Below are 16,369 nucleotides of genomic sequence, written 5' to 3'. Positions count from 1 at the left end.
TAAGATAATTGAATATGAATTTGTAATTAAATTTGAAATTATGACTAATTACCTGTAAGGGCTCGGTATATTAATAAAGCATTTTTTGTAATTATCTTTTGACCAGATTGAAGTCCACTTTCTATATAAGCTGTTTTATCATTTTGCTCATATATATTTATAGGGGTGACTTCAATATGTTTGTTATTGTAATAGACTAAAACATAATTTCTATCATTATCAAATATTATAGAACTAGATGGTATCGTAAGCATATTACGATCTTCTTTAATTTTAAGTGTTACTGTAGCATTCATTTCAGGCTTGAGTATATATCCAGGATTGGGTAACTGAATACGAGCCTGCATAGATTTTGTATCAGGATTAATAATATTGAATATTCTATCAACGTTTCCTTGTATAACTCTATCAGGATAACTCAAAGTTTGTATATCTGCTTCACAACCTAATTTAATTTGGCTAATGTTACTTTCGCTGATGTTAGCCATAACCCATACATTATTAATTTGAGATACAGTAAAAATACTTTCAGCTCTATCACTTCTTATTAACATATCTGGCGTGATATCTTTTGCTGTAATAAATCCACTAATAGGAGATTTTACATAATAAGTATTATTACTACCCAAATTATAAATATTATATAATTGTTTGATTCTTTGTATTTCAGCTTGTGCTGTTTCAACATCTTTTTTTGCGGAAATTACATCTTTTTCTGTTGCCAATTTTCCTTTAAACATGTCTGAGGCTACTTGCAAATTTTTTTGAGCTTCAAGTAAATCTGCTTGAGCATCTAGCATATCTTTTCTATATCCGGCAACTTCTGTACTTTTAAGCACAGCAAGTATTTGACCTTTTTGGACGTAATCTCCTAACTGTCCATTCACCATAGATACTTTCCCTCCTACGGCAGGAAATACATCAACTGTTTTGTCAGGATCTGTAGTTACTTTACCAAATACTTTTAGTTCATTTATAACCGGACTATAAGTAACTGTTGAAAATTCAAGTTTATTTAACATTTCTTTAGAAAGAACGAATCCGGAATTATCTTCGTCAATTTCCTTTTTATTTGTACAGGATAATATTGATATAAAAGAGATAGCTATAAGGTATTTTTTTAAAGAGATCATTAATTTATAGGTTTTATAACATTATTATTAAAAATAGCATAACCGGTGTTATAGTTTAATTCTTCGTAAGCCAGTAGTTTCTGAAGTTTTAAATTGTTTAGTTGTATTATTTGTTCATGATAAGTTTCTATAAGATCTGTAAACTCTAGTAAAGATAAGTTTCTTTTCATGTAATTGTCAGAAACACTTGTCATTAGAAAATCAAATTGCTTCTCAAATTCAGGATCTAAATGAGAATAACGGTTTTCAAGAGCTTTAATTTTTTCAAATGATAATTTTATTTGATTAGATATGATATTTTCCTGATTCTTTTTTTCTATTTCTGACTGTTTTATTTTGTATTCTGCGTTTTTTATATTTCCTTGATTTCTATTAAAAATAGGAATACTAAAACCTATATTAGCAAGAGTTTCATTTTTAACATATTCTCCGTTTTTACTAAAACCTATACCTAATTGCAAATCGGGAATAACTTGTTTTTTTTCATATTTTAATTGCATTTGATTCATGTAAATTTCTGCTTCAGCTATTTTAATTTCGGGGTGTTGAGCCATAGATTTATCTATAGCATCATTCAGATTTATTAATTGTAAAGAATATTTATTCAGTTCGGTGGTAGTAGGTGTTGGAGTAAGTTCATATTCAGGTTTTATTAATAATAAGGTTCTTAAATTATTTTGTTCGCCAGATATTGTATTTTGTAATTCAAGTACGTCGGATGATAAGGAATTATAAGATGCTGTCATTCTTATAACTTCGTTAAGAGTTACATTTCCTTTTTTGTATTGTACTTGTAAAGCATCGATAATAGTTTTAATTTTCTCTATTTCTACACTGGTTTTATTGATTGATTGTTGTAAATAATAAATGGTAAAATAACTATTGTGAACAGCATATATTAATTGTTTAACAAGTAGCTCATATTGCCAATTTGCTAATTGTTTTTGTGATTCAGCTAGGTTAACTCCTGATTTTTTTTTACCTGCAATTTTAATAGCTTGTTGTAATGTTAATTCGTAATCTCCGTTTAAATCAAACCACCCCTTATCTTTAGAATAAGCAGGAACTTGAAAAGAAATATCAGGGTTATCAAATAATCTTGCTTGAATTTTATTTGCTTCCGCCATATCTACTTCATATCTAGCTGCTAAAAGAGATAGGTTATTTTTGATCAGTAGATCATCTGCATCAGCAAGAGTCAGATTTTTATTCTGTGTGTAAAAAAAATTAACAAACAATAAAAGGGAAAAACAAAATAATGACTTTTGCATATTGTATATATTTTCAATATACAAAAATGTATTATTAAGCTTAAAAAAATCTTTAAAAGGAACTTAAAAAGACCTTAAAAAGGACAGTTATTTCCATTCTAATTCAAAAACATCAGCAAAATAATTTCTTACTTTATTTTTAACTTCATTCATATCAATAGAATAACCTAATTCTTTTTCAATTGAAGTTACAGCTTTATTTTTAATACCACAGGGAATAATATTATTGAAATAGTTTAAATCTGTATTTACATTTAAAGCAAAGCCATGCATAGTTACCCATCTGCTTGCTTTAACCCCCATAGCACATATTTTTCTTGCATACGGTTTACCTGTATCTATCCAAACTCCAGTTTCACCCAAAGACCTTTCTCCCTTTATACCATAATCACTGATAGTTTTAATTATCACTTCTTCCAAATTTCTCATATACTTATGGATATCTGTGAAAAAGTTCTCTAAATCTAAGATAGGATAACCAATTATTTGCCCGGGCCCATGATAAGTAATATCTCCTCCTCGGTTTGTTTTTATAAATTTAGCATTAATTTCAAGAAGTTTGTTTTCATTGATAAGTAAATTGTTTGAATTTCCACTTTTTCCTAATGTATAAATATGAGGATGGGAAACAAATAAAAAATAGTTTGGAGTTAAATCCTTTTTTTCGTCAATATTTTTTTTGTTTTTTATTTTAATATTGATAATGGATTCTAATAATTTATTCTGAATATCCCAAGCTTCATTAAAAGATATTTCATGTAAATCTCTATACTCAACAATTTTGTTTTTATGTAAATTCATTTATCAAAACTATGAATTATCATTTAATATTAATAATAAATAATATTTATTATTAAATAAGTAAAAAATTATTTTTTCGATTATTAATAACAGCTTTTTAAATACCTTTGCAATAGTTTTTTACAGAGATTAAAAGAGTACTTTGCGTAGTGGATATTTAAAAACCCTTTCAAAATATATTTGAAAGGGCTTAATTAACACTAAAAAACTTTATTAAAGAACAACTAATTATTGGTGCAAAGATACATTTTTTTTCTAAAAAAAAAAATTATATAATATTTTTAATATAAAATTTTTTTTATGAAAATTAGTGGTTTATAACTTATATATGAAATACTTCATATTTTGTAAAAATAAGTTTAATTTTATATTTTTTCATTAAATATAATTAGGATTAATCTTATGTTTTTTGTGTTATAATATAATTTGTTTATTTTTTGATATGTATATAAAATAAGAAAATGGTGAGTTTATTATAATTTTTTTTAATAATACCAATAAAGTAAAATAATTTAAATAATATAGTAAATATGGCAATAGAAATTACTGATCAATCTTTCAAAGAAGAAGTATTAAGTTCCAATACACCGGTTTTGGTAGATTTTTGGGCAGAATGGTGTGGCCCTTGTAGGAGTTTATCTCCAATTGTTGAGGAATTATCTGAAGAATTTAAGGGAAAAATAAAAGTGGTTAAACTAGATATAGACTCCAACCAAGAAATTCCAGTGGAATATGGAATTAGAAATATTCCTACACTTTTATTTATTAAAAATGGAGAAGTTGTAGATAAAGTTGTAGGAGTTCAGCCCAAAGAAAAGTTAGTTGAAAAACTACAATCTTTATTATAAGTAGGTAATAGATAATAAAAAAACACCTTAATCATTTAAGGTGTTTTTTATATTATAATCTATATGAAAAATTATATTTTTCTCATTCGTAGACTTTTAGGGGTTATTTCTAAATATTCATCATCTTTAATATATTCCATAGATTCTTCCAATGAAAATTCAACTTTTGGAAAAATTTTGGCTGCTTGGTCGGTACCGGATGCTCTTACATTTGTTAACTTTTTTCCTTTAATAAGATTAACTTCTAAGTCGTTATCTCTACTATGTTCACCAACAATTTGTCCCTTATAGATTTGATCTCCTGGTTCAATAAAAAACTTTCCTCTATCTTGTAATCTGTCAATGGCATAAGCTAGAGCCTGACCCGTTTCAGACGAGACTAAAGATCCATTTTGTCTTTGAGGAATTATATCTTTCATAGGTTCAAAATCTTTAAATCTGTGATTAATAATAGCTTCACCGGAAGTAGCTGTAAGGAGTAAATTTCTTAATCCAATTAGACCTCTGGAAGAAATGTCAAATTCTAAATGTTGTAAATCTCCTTTTGGTTCCATAATTTTTAATTCTCCTTTTCTTTGAGTTACTAATTCAATAGCTTTTCCTGCTACAGAATCAGGTACATCAATAACCAAATGTTCAAAAGGTTCATGTTTTACTCCATCAATTTCTTTAATTGTGACCCTAGGACGTCCTACCTGCAATTCATAACCTTCTCTTCTCATTGTTTCAATTAATACGGATAAATGAAGAATACCTCTTCCAAAAACATTAAATTTATCTTCTGAGTCGGTTTCTTCTACTCGAAGAGCTAAATTTATTTCTGTTTCTTTCATTAATCGATCTCTTAGGTGTCTGGAAGTAACATATTTGCCTTCTTTTCCAAAAAAAGGAGAAGTATTAATAGTAAATAGCATACTCATGGTAGGTTCATCAATAGAGATTCTAGGAAGGGCTTCAGGAGTATTAATATCAGCGATTGTATCTCCTATATCAAAGCCTTCTACACCAATTACAGCGCATAAATCTCCACTTCGGACGGATTCTACAGATTTTCTACCTAAACCTTCAAAAACTTGTAGTTCTTTAATTCTTATTTTTTTATTTTTTCCATCTTCTTGGCAAAGAGTATAGTCTTTGCCGGGATATAAATCTCCACGGTATACTCTTCCAATAGCTATTTTTCCAACAAAACTAGAAAAGTCCAATGAAGTTATTTGCATTTGGGGAGTACCTTCCACATATGGCGCTTCAGGAATTAATTCTATAATTTTATCTAATAAGTAATCTATATTATCGGTAGGATGTTTGTAATCTCCTGACATCCATCCTTGCTTAGAAGAGCCATATACAGTTTCAAAATCAAGTTGTTCTTCTGTAGCATCTAAATTAAACATTAATTCAAACACTTGATCATGAACATGTTCAGGCTGGCAATTTTCTTTATCAACTTTATTTATAACTACAATAGGTTTAAGCCCTAACTCTATAGCTTTGCTCAGAACAAAACGGGTTTGAGGCATTGGTCCTTCAAATGCATCAACAAGTAAAAGTACTCCATCAGCCATTTTTAATACCCGTTCTACTTCTCCTCCGAAATCAGCATGCCCTGGAGTGTCTATTATGTTGATTTTTACTCCTTTATAATTTACCGATACATTTTTAGATAAAATTGTAATTCCTCTTTCTCTCTCTAAATCATTATTGTCTAAGATCAAATCTCCTTCATTTTTTTCTACCACATGGCATGCTTGAATTATTTTATCTACTAAGGTTGTTTTTCCATGATCGACGTGGGCAATAATTGCGATGTTTCTGATTGATTGCATATAAGATATTAAATTTCGGTGCAAATGTAATGTTTTATTACTAAATAAAATGTGTGTTTTTTTAATTAAAAAAATCAGATTGCTGTTAAACACTTATTCTTACATATATTTTTATTGTATTTTTACATAAAATTTAAAATAATATCTATGAGATCATTTAATATAGTACTTATCTCTTGTATCCTATTTTTTTTATCTTGTAAAAAAGATAAAATAACTAATGATTTAGAAACTTCTGTAATGAAAAAATTAGATACTACTGTGGTTGAAAATAAAGAAATAACTATCTCGAATACTATTGATTTAGAACCAATAAAAACGGATATTCCTCAATTTAATGATAAAGAAGCAGATGCTTTTGTGAAAAAAGTGAAAAAATATTTTGAGCAAATAGCAGAGGCTAATCGCTCTAATAATCCTGACGAAATATTAGAATTGCAAATTAGGGCTAATGATATAGATACAGAAATGCAAGAAATAAAAAATAAATTGAGTAAGGAGAAACAAAAACAATTATCAGATTGGTATATGAAGTTAGTAAATGCAGCTTCTAAATAGTTTTTTAATTAAAATAAACTAAAATTATCAAAAAAAAATACAAATGTTAGTAAAAACCTATGGGAGTGCAGTATATGGAGTGAATGCTCAAATAATAACTGTAGAAGTAAATATTGATAATGGGGTGGGTTATCAATTAGTAGGAATGCCAGATATGGCAATAAAAGAAAGTGCACACAGGATATCAGCAGCATTGAAAAATTGTGGCTATAAAATGCCAGGGAAAAAAATTACCGTTAATTTAGCTCCAGCTGATTTAAGGAAAGAAGGCTCTGCTTATGATTTAACAATTGCTATGGGTATATTAACAGCTTCCGAACAGATTAAGGCAAAAGATATAGATAAATATTTAATTATGGGTGAGCTTTCTTTAGATGGATCTTTACAACCCATAAAAGGAGTTTTACCAATCGCTATAAAGGCTAGGGAAGAAGGATTTAAAGGTTTTTTTTTACCTAAAAAGAATTCAAAAGAAGCTGCTATTGTTAATGATTTAGAGGTTTATGGGGTGGATAATATAAAAGAAGTAATTGACTTTTTTGACAAGGAAAAAAAAATAATGCCTACAATAGTTAATACTCGAGAGGAATTTTTTGAGAATATAGATAAATTTCCATATGATTTTGCTGAGGTTAAAGGGCAAGAAAATGTTAAGAGAGCTTTAGAGGTTGCTGCCGCAGGGGGGCATAATGTTTTATTAATTGGTCCCCCGGGAAGTGGAAAAACGATGTTGGCAAAAAGATTGCCTTCCATTTTACCCCCATTAACTCTTTCGGAAGCATTAGAAACTACTAAAATTCATAGTGTAGCAGGAAAATTAGAATCAGAATCATCTTTATTAACTGTGCGGCCATTTCGTTCTCCTCATCATACCATATCAGGCGTAGCTTTGGTAGGAGGAGGAAGTTATCCTCAACCTGGTGAAATATCACTTTCTCATAATGGGGTACTTTTTTTAGATGAATTACCTGAATTTAATAGACAAGTGTTGGAAGTTATGCGCCAGCCATTAGAAGATCGGGTGGTTACTATTTCCCGAGCAAAATTTACTATAACTTATCCTTCCAGTTTTATGTTAGTAGCATCCATGAATCCATCTCCTTCTGGATATTTTCCAGATGATCCAAAAAATACCAGTTCACTAATGGAAATGCAACGGTATATGAATAAAATTTCTGGACCTTTATTAGATAGAATAGATATACATGTAGAAGTATCGCCAGTACCATTTGATGATCTTTCTAATAAGAGAAAGGGAGAAAGTAGTTTGGAAATTAGAAAAAGGGTAACAAAATCAAGAAATATACAATCTGAAAGATATCAAAACGCGGATGGAATTCATTATAATGCTCAAATAGGTCCCAAACAATTAGATAAATATTGTCAATTAGATGAAAACTCAAAAAAACTATTAAAATCTGCTATTGAAAAATTAAATTTATCAGCCCGAGCCTATGATCGAATATTACGTGTTGGGAGAACTATTGCAGACCTTGAAAATTGTGAAAATATACAGCCTCATCATATAGCAGAAGCAATACAATATCGAAGTTTGGATAGGGAAGGGTGGGGTACTTAATAAAAAAAAAAGTATAATTAATTGTAATGGTTATGATTAGATCTGTAAAATTATCGGATGCACAGGAAATAGCTGATATCTATAATTACTATATTAAAGATACGATAATTACCTTTGAAGAGCAGAAAGTAACAGCAGTAGATATTACTAAAAGAATAGAAAAAGTATTAGTAAAAGGATACCCTTATATAGTATATGAAGAAGATAATTATATTATTGGATATGCTTATGTAAATAACTGGAGGGAACGATCTGCATATGACATTACGCTGGAAACCAGTATTTATTTAAAAAATGATGAGATAGGCAAAGGAATTGGTAGTAGTTTACTATTAGCATTGATAAAAGAATCGGAAAAAATTAATATCCATTCATTAATAGGAGTTATTTCTTTACCTAACAAGGAAAGTCAAAGATTACATAAAAAATTTGGCTTTCATAGGGTAGGAATATTTAAAGAATCAGGAAAAAAATTTAATAAACTGATCGATGTTGAATCTTGGCAATTAATATTAAAATAAGTAAGATACAATTTTGTAAAATTAATTTTTTTAATAAATATAGACTATATATAATATTTAAAACAGAGATAAATAGTAATTTGCAAAAAAATAATAAAATAAAAATGATACATCATATCGTAATGTGGAAGCTTAAAGAAGCTGATAAAAAAGAAAATGCTCGTAAAATTAAAAAAGATTTAGAAGCATTAAAGAATATAATTAAAGAACTGAAATTTATACAAGTTAGTTTTAATATGGACATAGCTCCCCAGAATAATTTTGATGTCTTATTGGATACACATTTTAATTCTTTTGAAGAACTAAATATTTACGCCAATCATCCGGAACATTTGAAGGTTGTTGAGTTTATTAAAACCGTAATTGATCAAAGAGTAGCAATTGATTATGAAGTAAATTAAAATATTAATTATGTTTTTAAAAAAGAAGTTTTATAATATTAAATAATCCTTCTTTTTATTTATTTATTATTTCTGAATCATGAAGATGAACAGGAGTAGATTTCTTTTTATTTAATTTTAAATTTATAAACTCAACAAAAAGTGAAAAAGCAATAGCAAAATACAAATAACCTTTAGGAATAGAGCCTACTTCAGTATTAAATATTTTTAAATGAGATAAGTGAGAAGCTTCAGTTATTAACATAACTCCTATTAAAATAAGAAAAGATAAACCTAAAATTTGAATAGTTGGGTGAGAATTTACAAAATTACTAACAGGCTCAGCAAAAAATAACATAATCATTACCGAAGCTATGACAGCTAATATCATAATTCCCATAGCGCCCTCATATCCAAATTCTTTAAAACTGACTAAACCTACAGCTGTTAATACACTATCAAAAGAAAATACAATATCTAAGGCAACAACTTGAACAATAGCTGATATAAAACTATTTTTAGCTTTTGAATTATTATGTGTTTCATCTATCCCTTCAAGTTTATGATGAATTTCAGTTACACTTTTATAAAGTAAGAATAACCCACCCAAAAAAACAATAATACTTTGTCCGGAAATACTACCATCTAACCATGAAGTATTAAAAGTATAAATAGGTTTTGTTAAACTCATAACAAAAGAAATTCCAAAAAGTAAACCTATACGAAAAAACATGGCGAGTAACATTCCTGTTCTTCGAGCTTTTGGCTGTTGCTCATTTGATAATTTAGAAGTTACGATTGAAAGAAATACTATATTATCAATTCCAAGAACTATTTCTAAAAATGCAAGAGTTAGGAAAGCTATCCATGCACTTGGCAATAAAAAAACATCTATAAACCCCATAAAATATTATATATTTTTTTAACAAATTTAATAAATGGATTATTATATTTGCCGGCATTTTAGAAAAATAATGAGATTTTCAGCTACGGTTAAATTACAATTAATAGTTTTTTTATGGGGCTTTACGGGGGTAATAGGAAAGCTAATTAATTTAAATGCCGTGCCTTTAGTATGGGGGAGAATATTAATTGCTGAACTCTTTATTTTTATTTATATATGTTTTTATACTAAAGAAAGCTTACTTATAAGTAAAAGACTTATGTTACAGCTTTTAGGAACTGGTACCATAATTGGAACTCATTGGATATTATTTTATGGGGCTATAAAAATATCAAACATATCTATAGCTACAGCAACTTTATCTACAGGAACCCTCTTTGCAGCTTTTTTAGAACCTATTATATTCAGGAGAAAATTGAAAATAACAGAAATTCTTCTTAGCATTATTATTATCATTTGTATAGGGTTAATATTTAAAACAGAAGTTAAATATTGGAAAGGAATAATTATGGGAATAACCTGTGCTTTTCTTTCCGCATTATTTTCCGTAATTAATGGATATATGAGTAATAAAGGAGCTTCATCTGTAATTACGTTTTATGAATTATTAGGAGGATTTGTTATATTAAATTTTTTCATGTTTTTTGAGAAAAATTGGATGGCTATTGCAAATATTGAAAGGATAGATATTTTATGGATTTTAGTATTAGGAAGTTTATTGACAAGTTTTCCTATGATAGCTACCATGAATTTGATGAAATATATAACACCTTTTACCGTTATGCTCTCTGTCAATATGGAGCCTATATACTCCATATTAATAGCATTTATTATATGGAAAGATACAGAAGCTATGAGCTCTGTATTTTATATTTCTACCACTGTAATGATTATTGCTATATGTATTAATGGATATCTGAAGACAAAAAATAAAAAATTATCTATATAAAATAGTAAACTTACTTATTTTGTGTACAGAAGAATATTATGATTAAAATGGATAAATGACAGTTCGAGATGTTTTATACATATTTAAATAGAAAGAATATTTTGTATAAAAAACCTCATAATTTTCATTAAAATAAAGATTCTTGAAAATAACTACTTTCAATTTGTAATAATTTTCTTTTAGTAGCCAATCCGCCTGCATAACCCACTAGATCACCATTGCTACCAATAATCCGATGGCAAGGAATAATTATTGATATAGCATTTGCCCCATTAGCAGATGCTATTGCACGGATAGCTTTAATATTTTTTAAGTTTTTGGAAAGTTGAAGATAAGTATAAGTTTTACCATAAGGTATATGAGCTAATTCTTTCCAGACAGATTTTTGAAATTCCGAACCACAAAGAATTAATGGAATACTAAAACTTTCCCTTTTTTTATTTATATATTCTTCCAGTTGAAAAATAGTTTTTTCAATTACAGGAGAAGATTGCTCCAAATAATTGGCTTTAAGAAAATTTTTAATTCTATGGTCTACAGAATCTCTACCTTTTCGGTATTTCCAATCACATAAGCATAATTTATCATTAAAACTACCAATAATTAGTTCTCCTAAAGTAGTCTTATAATATTGTATTTCTATATTTTCCATAACTTAAGTCTATACAAAATTCTGTCCAAATATATTTATCCAAATTTAATTTAATATAAAAAAGGGATAAAATATGCTTGTAATTATTACTTTTGTGTTTGTATGTTTAAATGTACATGTAAATGTTAATATAAAATATTAGCTTTTATGAAATTCGGAAATATTATAAATAAATTTTCATTAAAAGAAGAGACTAAAAAAGATCTATTAATTGCTTTGTATTCTTTACCAGGTATATTAATCATTTATATAGTTGGATTTATATGTAATAATATTATATATGCCAGTATAGCAGCAAGTGGAGCTGTAACAGCAGGATATGGTGCAAATAAAAAAATATTAAGATATCCTTTTGCCCCTATGATTATTGCTGTTATTGGTATGAGTTTATGTGCAGGATTGGGTTCTATATCCGGAAATTATTATATAATATATGTTATTGGAAGTATGTTTTTTGCTTGTTTATGTTCATTGGTAGGGTTAATTGATCAAAATGCTTGGTGGATATTATTACAATGGGCAATTGCTTATTTTGTAGCGGGTTATTATGCCGGAAATTTATACTCAGCAGTACTTAGGTGTTGTTTAATCATGGTAGGAGGTTTATTTCAATGTGCTTGTATTATTTTTCTATTAAGAAAGTTTTCGTTTCATAGGAATATAATTCAACCTAAAAATATGGCTAAAATTTTGAAAAATATATATGAGGATATAGATAAAAAAATACGTTTTCATGCAGCTGCTGTATATGCAGCATTAACTATATTTATATGTTTTATATTTATTTATTTTTTTAAAATTCAATATTATTATTGGGCGACTATGACAGCTTTAGTTATTTTAAAACCTGATTTTATGGATACTTTTAAACGAGCAAAAAATAGATTATTAGGAACTTTTATAGGTATTGTTATAGCAACAGGTTTAGTCTTATTAAATTCTTCAAAATATGTTATGACTGCTGAAATCATTGTTTCTTTATATTTATGTTATGTATTTTCTAATCAAACCTATGCAATATTAACTACTTTTATAACTATTTCTGCAGTTTTGATGTTTTCATTTACGGGGAAACCAGAACTAGAAATAGCTTTTGATAGAATAATAGCTACAGCAATAGGAGGTTTTTCAGCAATAATAATTATGGCTATAAGGTCGTTTTATTTTAAATTGTCAAAAATACATAGATTATAAAAAATTATATTTAATTTACATTAATTAAAATATAAATCATATTTAGAGCCTTAGTTGTGATATCATTTATTAAATATAAGATTATAATATTTTGAGACCATTTAGTGGATTTAAATTTATAATTAATATGTATTAAATTGTTTATTTTAGGAAAACTCTTATTACATAACTCTAAATATGAATATTCACTTATAAATACTATTGTTATAGACAAAATATTATGATTATAAGTTTTACTTTGTAGGAATTGTGATATTTTATTATTAAAGAATATCTTAAAAATGTTTAAAGGAGAATATTTAAAAAAGTAAATTTTTGTAGATATAACTTTTTATTGATAGAGATTTATTATAATGCTTAATAATAGAGCATTTAAAGATAAAATAAAACAACGTAGATTTTAATTTTTTTTATTTTATTTTTAGGAAGCTATTGATAAAAAAAAAATATTATTAATTAATAATTCAGTTGATATTTTATTAAAAATAAATTAATATTATAATGCACAATAAAAATAATAAATATTAAAACTAAAGATTTGAACATAAATTTTCTACTAATTGAATAAACTGAAATATTCTGAATCCATTATTGATAATTAATATTAAAATCAATAATATAAGAAAATAATTAAGTATTTTTTGAAAACTATTTTTTAATTTATAAAATAACCAACCGATTAGTAACGGAATAACAAATATAAAATGTCCCCCATACATAAAACTGTCAGAAAGATTGAGTTTAAAAACAATTAATATGAAAATATCAATTCCCCAGCTTAGCAATAAAATCCAAAATAATTTGTTTTTAAAGTTTTTGAATATAGCGTACAAAATAAGTCCTAAAACAGAAAAAACAAAAAGATATTGAAATATCGAATCATAAAAATTAAGATAAATACCCTGATTGGGAATCCATTTCCATGGACTATTATCAATTTTTAATGAAGGAAGAAGCATGTTTCCTCCAAAGAAATAGGAAGTAAAAGAATCAAAAATTGAAAAATTTTCCATTTTAAATACATTTTTCCTATCTATATTTTGGAGTATAAAAAAATATAAATTAAATTTAAAAGGAATAAGTATAATTAAAGATAAAATAAAAGTAATTAAACATGTTTTTTTTATAAAATAAGGATAATTTTTATGAGTAAATTTTTTTTCAAACAATATAGGTTCAATTGCTTTAGGTAGGTTTGTAATAGTCTGACCTCCGATAAAAGTTCCTATAATTATATAATATCCATAACTAAGAATTTTTTTATTCGCAATGAAATATGAAGCTATATAAATATTCATAGATAATAAAAATAAACTAAAAGTAAAAGAATCAGCAGTAAAAGATAGGATTATGTTACCACTAAAAAAAGCATAAAATAATATAATGCTATAACAATATTTAACATTTAATTTAATTATATTTTTTAGATATTTAAATACGAATAAATTGGAATAAGAAACAAATAAAGAACAAAAAAAAGTACTAAAAAGGATATATATTTTATGATTAAAAGAAAAGAAATCTAATGTCAAATAAATAAAGCGCATAGGTAAAAAGAATACGAAACTCAAAGGATGAGTCTCATAGTCATGAGATCCAGCAAACATGAAGGCATTATTATCAAAACTAAAATAAAGATCATAAAAATCTTTTTTATCTATTATACAAGTATCTAAACTTAGGTATATTCCAAGGGGATAATAAAGAATAATAAAAAATAAAAATAATAAAATTTCAGCTTTTGAATTAGGATTTAAAAGCTTAAAAATATATTTGAATTCTGAGAAAAATGAACTTAATTTAGACATAAATGATCGTTTATTTATACTTAAAATAAAATAATTGAAAGTAAATATACATATTATATGAAAAAGCATGTACTTTAATAATTGGTAATAATCGTTGAGATTCTATATGGAGAAAATTAATTATATATAATATTGAATTAAAATTAGATATTAAAGTTGTGTTTTTATTTTTTGGGATAAATATATTAAAAGTAATTAATAATTTATTAGTAAAATTCATGTAAAATATTAAATCAATTTTTTCAAGCCAATAATATAGTAATTATGGATTAGGACATATATATTCTGCTAATTGAATAAACTGATATATTCTACATCCATTATTAAAAATTAATATTAAAATATATAATATAAGAATATAATTAAGTATTTTTTGAAAACTATTTTTTAATTTATAAAATAACCAACCGATTATTAACGGAATAACAAATATAAAATGACCTCCATAAATAAAACTTTCATTTAGACTAAGTTTGAAAACAATTAATAAGAAAATATCAATACCCCAGCTCAACAATAAAATCCATAATAATTTGTTTTTTATGTTTTTATTTATGGACCATAAAATAAGTCCTAAAACAGAAAAAACAAAAATATATTGGTATGTTGAATTATAAAAATTAAGATAAATACCCTGATGGGTTATCCATTTCCAAGGGCTATTGTCAATTTTTAAAGAAGGAAGAAGCATGTTTCCACCAAAGAAATAAGAAATAAAAGAATCAAAAATTGAAAAATCTTTTACTTTAAAAACTCTTTGGCGAACTACATTGTTGGCAATAAAAGAATATAAATTAAATTTATATGGAATGAGTATAAGTATGATTAAAAAAATTAAAGATAGTAGTGATATTTTTTTTAAAAAATAAGATAAATTTTTCTTTACTAGTTTTTTTTCAAACAAGACAGGAATAAGAACTTTAGAAAGGTTTGTAATTGTCTGTCCTCCAATTAATACTCCTGAAACTAAATAATATCCATAACTAAGAATTTTATTTTTAGTAATTAAATAAGAAGCAATATAAGCGTTCATAGATAATAAAAATAAAGTAAAAGTAAAAGAATCAGGTGTAAAAGAAAGAATTATGTTGCCGCTGAAAAAAGCATAAAATAGTGTAATACTGTAACAATATTTAACATTTAATTTAATTATATTTTTCAGGTATTTAAAAACAAAAAGATTAGAATAAGAAATTAATGCAGAGCAGAGAAAAGTTACAAAAAGAGTAAATATTTTACTATTATAAGAAAAGTAATCCAGAGTTAAATAAATGGCTCGTATAGGCAGATAAAAAGTATAACTTAATGGATGGGTTTCCTGCCCTCTTACTCCATAATACATGTTTACAGCATTATCAAAACTAAAATAAAGGTCAAAAACATATTTTTCATCAATTATATCAGTATTTAAACTTAAGTATATTCCTAAGGGGTAATAAAGAATAATAAAAAGGAATAATAAAAAATATTCTGCTTTTGAATTAGGAATTATGAGCTTAATAACAGATTTGAATTCCGGGAAAAAAGAACATATTTTAGTCATAAAGGATCATTTATTTATATGTGAAATAATATAAATATTTCCTTGTAAATATACTTATAATTAATGAGAGAAAACAAATGATTTTAATTATATAAGACTTGATTGGTTGTTTAATTTATATTTTGTTTTTTAATAAAATAAACAATCAGCTATTTTTAATTATAAATTAATATAATTTATTTTATATTTAAAAATGAATTGTTATAATTATTAGTAATTTTGATTAATTAAATTTAACAAGAGGAAAATTTTATTACTTTATCCTATGTTTGTTAGAATTATATAGGATTTTTCCATAAAAGCAATAATATTCAAAATGGTATAAAAATACATGCTAGATTTATACTTATAATTTTTTTTGGTAAATTATAAAAAAAAACTAATTATTTAATATACATATAA

At 25.9% G+C, this 16,369-nt stretch carries 15 protein-coding genes; 7 read left to right on the top strand and 8 right to left on the bottom strand.

What is annotated here, in order from left to right:
• Positions 1 to 44: 44 nt before the first annotated feature.
• The 3 genes from C4S77_RS09290 to lipB form a co-directional block, all read right to left on the bottom strand.
• The gene (locus tag C4S77_RS09290; RefSeq protein ID WP_105247305.1) at positions 45 to 1,133 is read right to left on the bottom strand and encodes an efflux RND transporter periplasmic adaptor subunit; all 1,089 of its coding nucleotides are present in this window, start codon (positions 1,131 to 1,133) and stop codon (positions 45 to 47) included.
• Complete coding sequence (locus tag C4S77_RS09285; RefSeq protein WP_105247304.1) at positions 1,133 to 2,404, bottom strand: TolC family protein; 1,272 nt, start codon at positions 2,402 to 2,404, stop codon at positions 1,133 to 1,135. Before C4S77_RS09285 ends, C4S77_RS09290 begins: the two co-directional genes overlap by 1 nt.
• 87 nt (positions 2,405 to 2,491) lie before the next feature.
• Positions 2,492 to 3,205 (bottom strand): lipoyl(octanoyl) transferase LipB, encoded by a 714-nt coding sequence (lipB, locus tag C4S77_RS09280; RefSeq protein WP_105247303.1) that lies wholly within the window; start codon positions 3,203 to 3,205, stop codon positions 2,492 to 2,494.
• A gap of 530 nt (positions 3,206 to 3,735) precedes the next feature.
• Here lipB and trxA point away from each other — a divergent pair.
• The gene (trxA, locus tag C4S77_RS09275; protein WP_105192403.1) at positions 3,736 to 4,053 is read left to right on the top strand and encodes a thioredoxin; all 318 of its coding nucleotides are present in this window, start codon (positions 3,736 to 3,738) and stop codon (positions 4,051 to 4,053) included.
• A gap of 71 nt (positions 4,054 to 4,124) precedes the next feature.
• Here the strand turns inward: trxA and typA are convergent, their stop codons facing one another.
• On the bottom strand, positions 4,125 to 5,879 hold the full coding sequence (typA, locus tag C4S77_RS09270) for a translational GTPase TypA (RefSeq protein ID WP_105247302.1): 1,755 nt from the start codon (positions 5,877 to 5,879) through the stop codon (positions 4,125 to 4,127).
• Positions 5,880 to 6,026: 147 nt separating this feature from the next.
• Between typA and C4S77_RS09265 the strand changes: the two genes are divergently transcribed.
• From C4S77_RS09265 to C4S77_RS09250, 4 genes are all read left to right on the top strand, one after another.
• Positions 6,027 to 6,437 carry a hypothetical protein gene (locus C4S77_RS09265; RefSeq protein ID WP_105247301.1) on the top strand — a complete coding sequence of 137 codons (411 nt, stop codon included), beginning with the start codon at positions 6,027 to 6,029 and terminating at the stop codon, positions 6,435 to 6,437.
• Positions 6,438 to 6,480: 43 nt separating this feature from the next.
• Positions 6,481 to 8,016, top strand: coding sequence for a YifB family Mg chelatase-like AAA ATPase (locus tag C4S77_RS09260; protein ID WP_105247300.1), 1,536 nt, complete (start codon positions 6,481 to 6,483; stop codon positions 8,014 to 8,016).
• A gap of 32 nt (positions 8,017 to 8,048) precedes the next feature.
• Complete coding sequence (locus C4S77_RS09255; RefSeq protein ID WP_105247341.1) at positions 8,049 to 8,537, top strand: GNAT family N-acetyltransferase; 489 nt, start codon at positions 8,049 to 8,051, stop codon at positions 8,535 to 8,537.
• A 104-nt stretch (positions 8,538 to 8,641) separates the two neighbouring features.
• Complete coding sequence (locus C4S77_RS09250; RefSeq protein ID WP_105247340.1) at positions 8,642 to 8,938, top strand: Dabb family protein; 297 nt, start codon at positions 8,642 to 8,644, stop codon at positions 8,936 to 8,938.
• Positions 8,939 to 8,993: 55 nt separating this feature from the next.
• Here the strand turns inward: C4S77_RS09250 and C4S77_RS09245 are convergent, their stop codons facing one another.
• Entirely contained in the window at positions 8,994 to 9,821 is an 828-nt protein-coding gene (locus C4S77_RS09245) for a TerC family protein (RefSeq protein WP_105247299.1), read from the bottom strand.
• Between the two features lie 70 nt (positions 9,822 to 9,891).
• Here C4S77_RS09245 and C4S77_RS09240 point away from each other — a divergent pair, with 70 nt between their 5' ends.
• Positions 9,892 to 10,770, top strand: coding sequence for a DMT family transporter (locus C4S77_RS09240; RefSeq protein ID WP_181042864.1), 879 nt, complete (start codon positions 9,892 to 9,894; stop codon positions 10,768 to 10,770).
• Between the two features lie 127 nt (positions 10,771 to 10,897).
• Here the strand turns inward: C4S77_RS09240 and C4S77_RS09235 are convergent, their stop codons facing one another.
• Complete coding sequence (locus C4S77_RS09235; RefSeq protein ID WP_105247297.1) at positions 10,898 to 11,422, bottom strand: methylated-DNA--[protein]-cysteine S-methyltransferase; 525 nt, start codon at positions 11,420 to 11,422, stop codon at positions 10,898 to 10,900.
• Between the two features lie 147 nt (positions 11,423 to 11,569).
• Between C4S77_RS09235 and C4S77_RS09230 the strand changes: the two genes are divergently transcribed.
• Positions 11,570 to 12,616 carry an FUSC family protein gene (locus C4S77_RS09230; protein WP_105247296.1) on the top strand — a complete coding sequence of 349 codons (1,047 nt, stop codon included), beginning with the start codon at positions 11,570 to 11,572 and terminating at the stop codon, positions 12,614 to 12,616.
• 530 nt (positions 12,617 to 13,146) lie between these two features.
• Here C4S77_RS09230 and C4S77_RS13235 read toward each other — a convergent pair.
• Together C4S77_RS13235 and C4S77_RS09220 are read right to left on the bottom strand one after the other, a co-directional pair.
• Complete coding sequence (locus C4S77_RS13235; RefSeq protein WP_105247295.1) at positions 13,147 to 14,424, bottom strand: DUF6080 domain-containing protein; 1,278 nt, start codon at positions 14,422 to 14,424, stop codon at positions 13,147 to 13,149.
• A gap of 262 nt (positions 14,425 to 14,686) precedes the next feature.
• Positions 14,687 to 15,967, bottom strand: coding sequence for a DUF6080 domain-containing protein (locus C4S77_RS09220; protein WP_105247294.1), 1,281 nt, complete (start codon positions 15,965 to 15,967; stop codon positions 14,687 to 14,689).
• Between the last annotated feature and the right edge of the window lie 402 nt (positions 15,968 to 16,369).

Source organism: Apibacter adventoris (assembly GCF_002964975.1).
Taxonomy (GTDB): Bacteria; Bacteroidota; Bacteroidia; order Flavobacteriales; family Weeksellaceae; genus Apibacter; species Apibacter adventoris.
The sequence above is the reverse complement of the archived record's forward strand: the minus strand, read 5'-3'. Positions and strand labels throughout refer to the sequence as shown.

Excerpts from the sequence above, each read along its gene's own strand:
- C4S77_RS09290 (WP_105247305.1), bottom strand. The coding sequence starts at position 1,133 with ATGATCTCTTTAAAAAAATACCTTATAGCTATCTCTTTTATATCAATA.
- C4S77_RS09285 (WP_105247304.1), bottom strand. The coding sequence starts at position 2,404 with ATGCAAAAGTCATTATTTTGTTTTTCCCTTTTATTGTTTGTTAATTTT.
- lipB (WP_105247303.1), bottom strand. The coding sequence starts at position 3,205 with ATGAATTTACATAAAAACAAAATTGTTGAGTATAGAGATTTACATGAA.
- trxA (WP_105192403.1), top strand. The coding sequence starts at position 3,736 with ATGGCAATAGAAATTACTGATCAATCTTTCAAAGAAGAAGTATTAAGT.
- typA (WP_105247302.1), bottom strand. The coding sequence starts at position 5,879 with ATGCAATCAATCAGAAACATCGCAATTATTGCCCACGTCGATCATGGA.
- C4S77_RS09265 (WP_105247301.1), top strand. The coding sequence starts at position 6,027 with ATGAGATCATTTAATATAGTACTTATCTCTTGTATCCTATTTTTTTTA.
- C4S77_RS09260 (WP_105247300.1), top strand. The coding sequence starts at position 6,481 with ATGTTAGTAAAAACCTATGGGAGTGCAGTATATGGAGTGAATGCTCAA.
- C4S77_RS09255 (WP_105247341.1), top strand. The coding sequence starts at position 8,049 with ATGATTAGATCTGTAAAATTATCGGATGCACAGGAAATAGCTGATATC.
- C4S77_RS09250 (WP_105247340.1), top strand. The coding sequence starts at position 8,642 with ATGATACATCATATCGTAATGTGGAAGCTTAAAGAAGCTGATAAAAAA.
- C4S77_RS09245 (WP_105247299.1), bottom strand. The coding sequence starts at position 9,821 with ATGGGGTTTATAGATGTTTTTTTATTGCCAAGTGCATGGATAGCTTTC.
- C4S77_RS09240 (WP_181042864.1), top strand. The coding sequence starts at position 9,892 with ATGAGATTTTCAGCTACGGTTAAATTACAATTAATAGTTTTTTTATGG.
- C4S77_RS09235 (WP_105247297.1), bottom strand. The coding sequence starts at position 11,422 with ATGGAAAATATAGAAATACAATATTATAAGACTACTTTAGGAGAACTA.
- C4S77_RS09230 (WP_105247296.1), top strand. The coding sequence starts at position 11,570 with ATGAAATTCGGAAATATTATAAATAAATTTTCATTAAAAGAAGAGACT.
- C4S77_RS13235 (WP_105247295.1), bottom strand. The coding sequence starts at position 14,424 with ATGTCTAAATTAAGTTCATTTTTCTCAGAATTCAAATATATTTTTAAG.
- C4S77_RS09220 (WP_105247294.1), bottom strand. The coding sequence starts at position 15,967 with ATGACTAAAATATGTTCTTTTTTCCCGGAATTCAAATCTGTTATTAAG.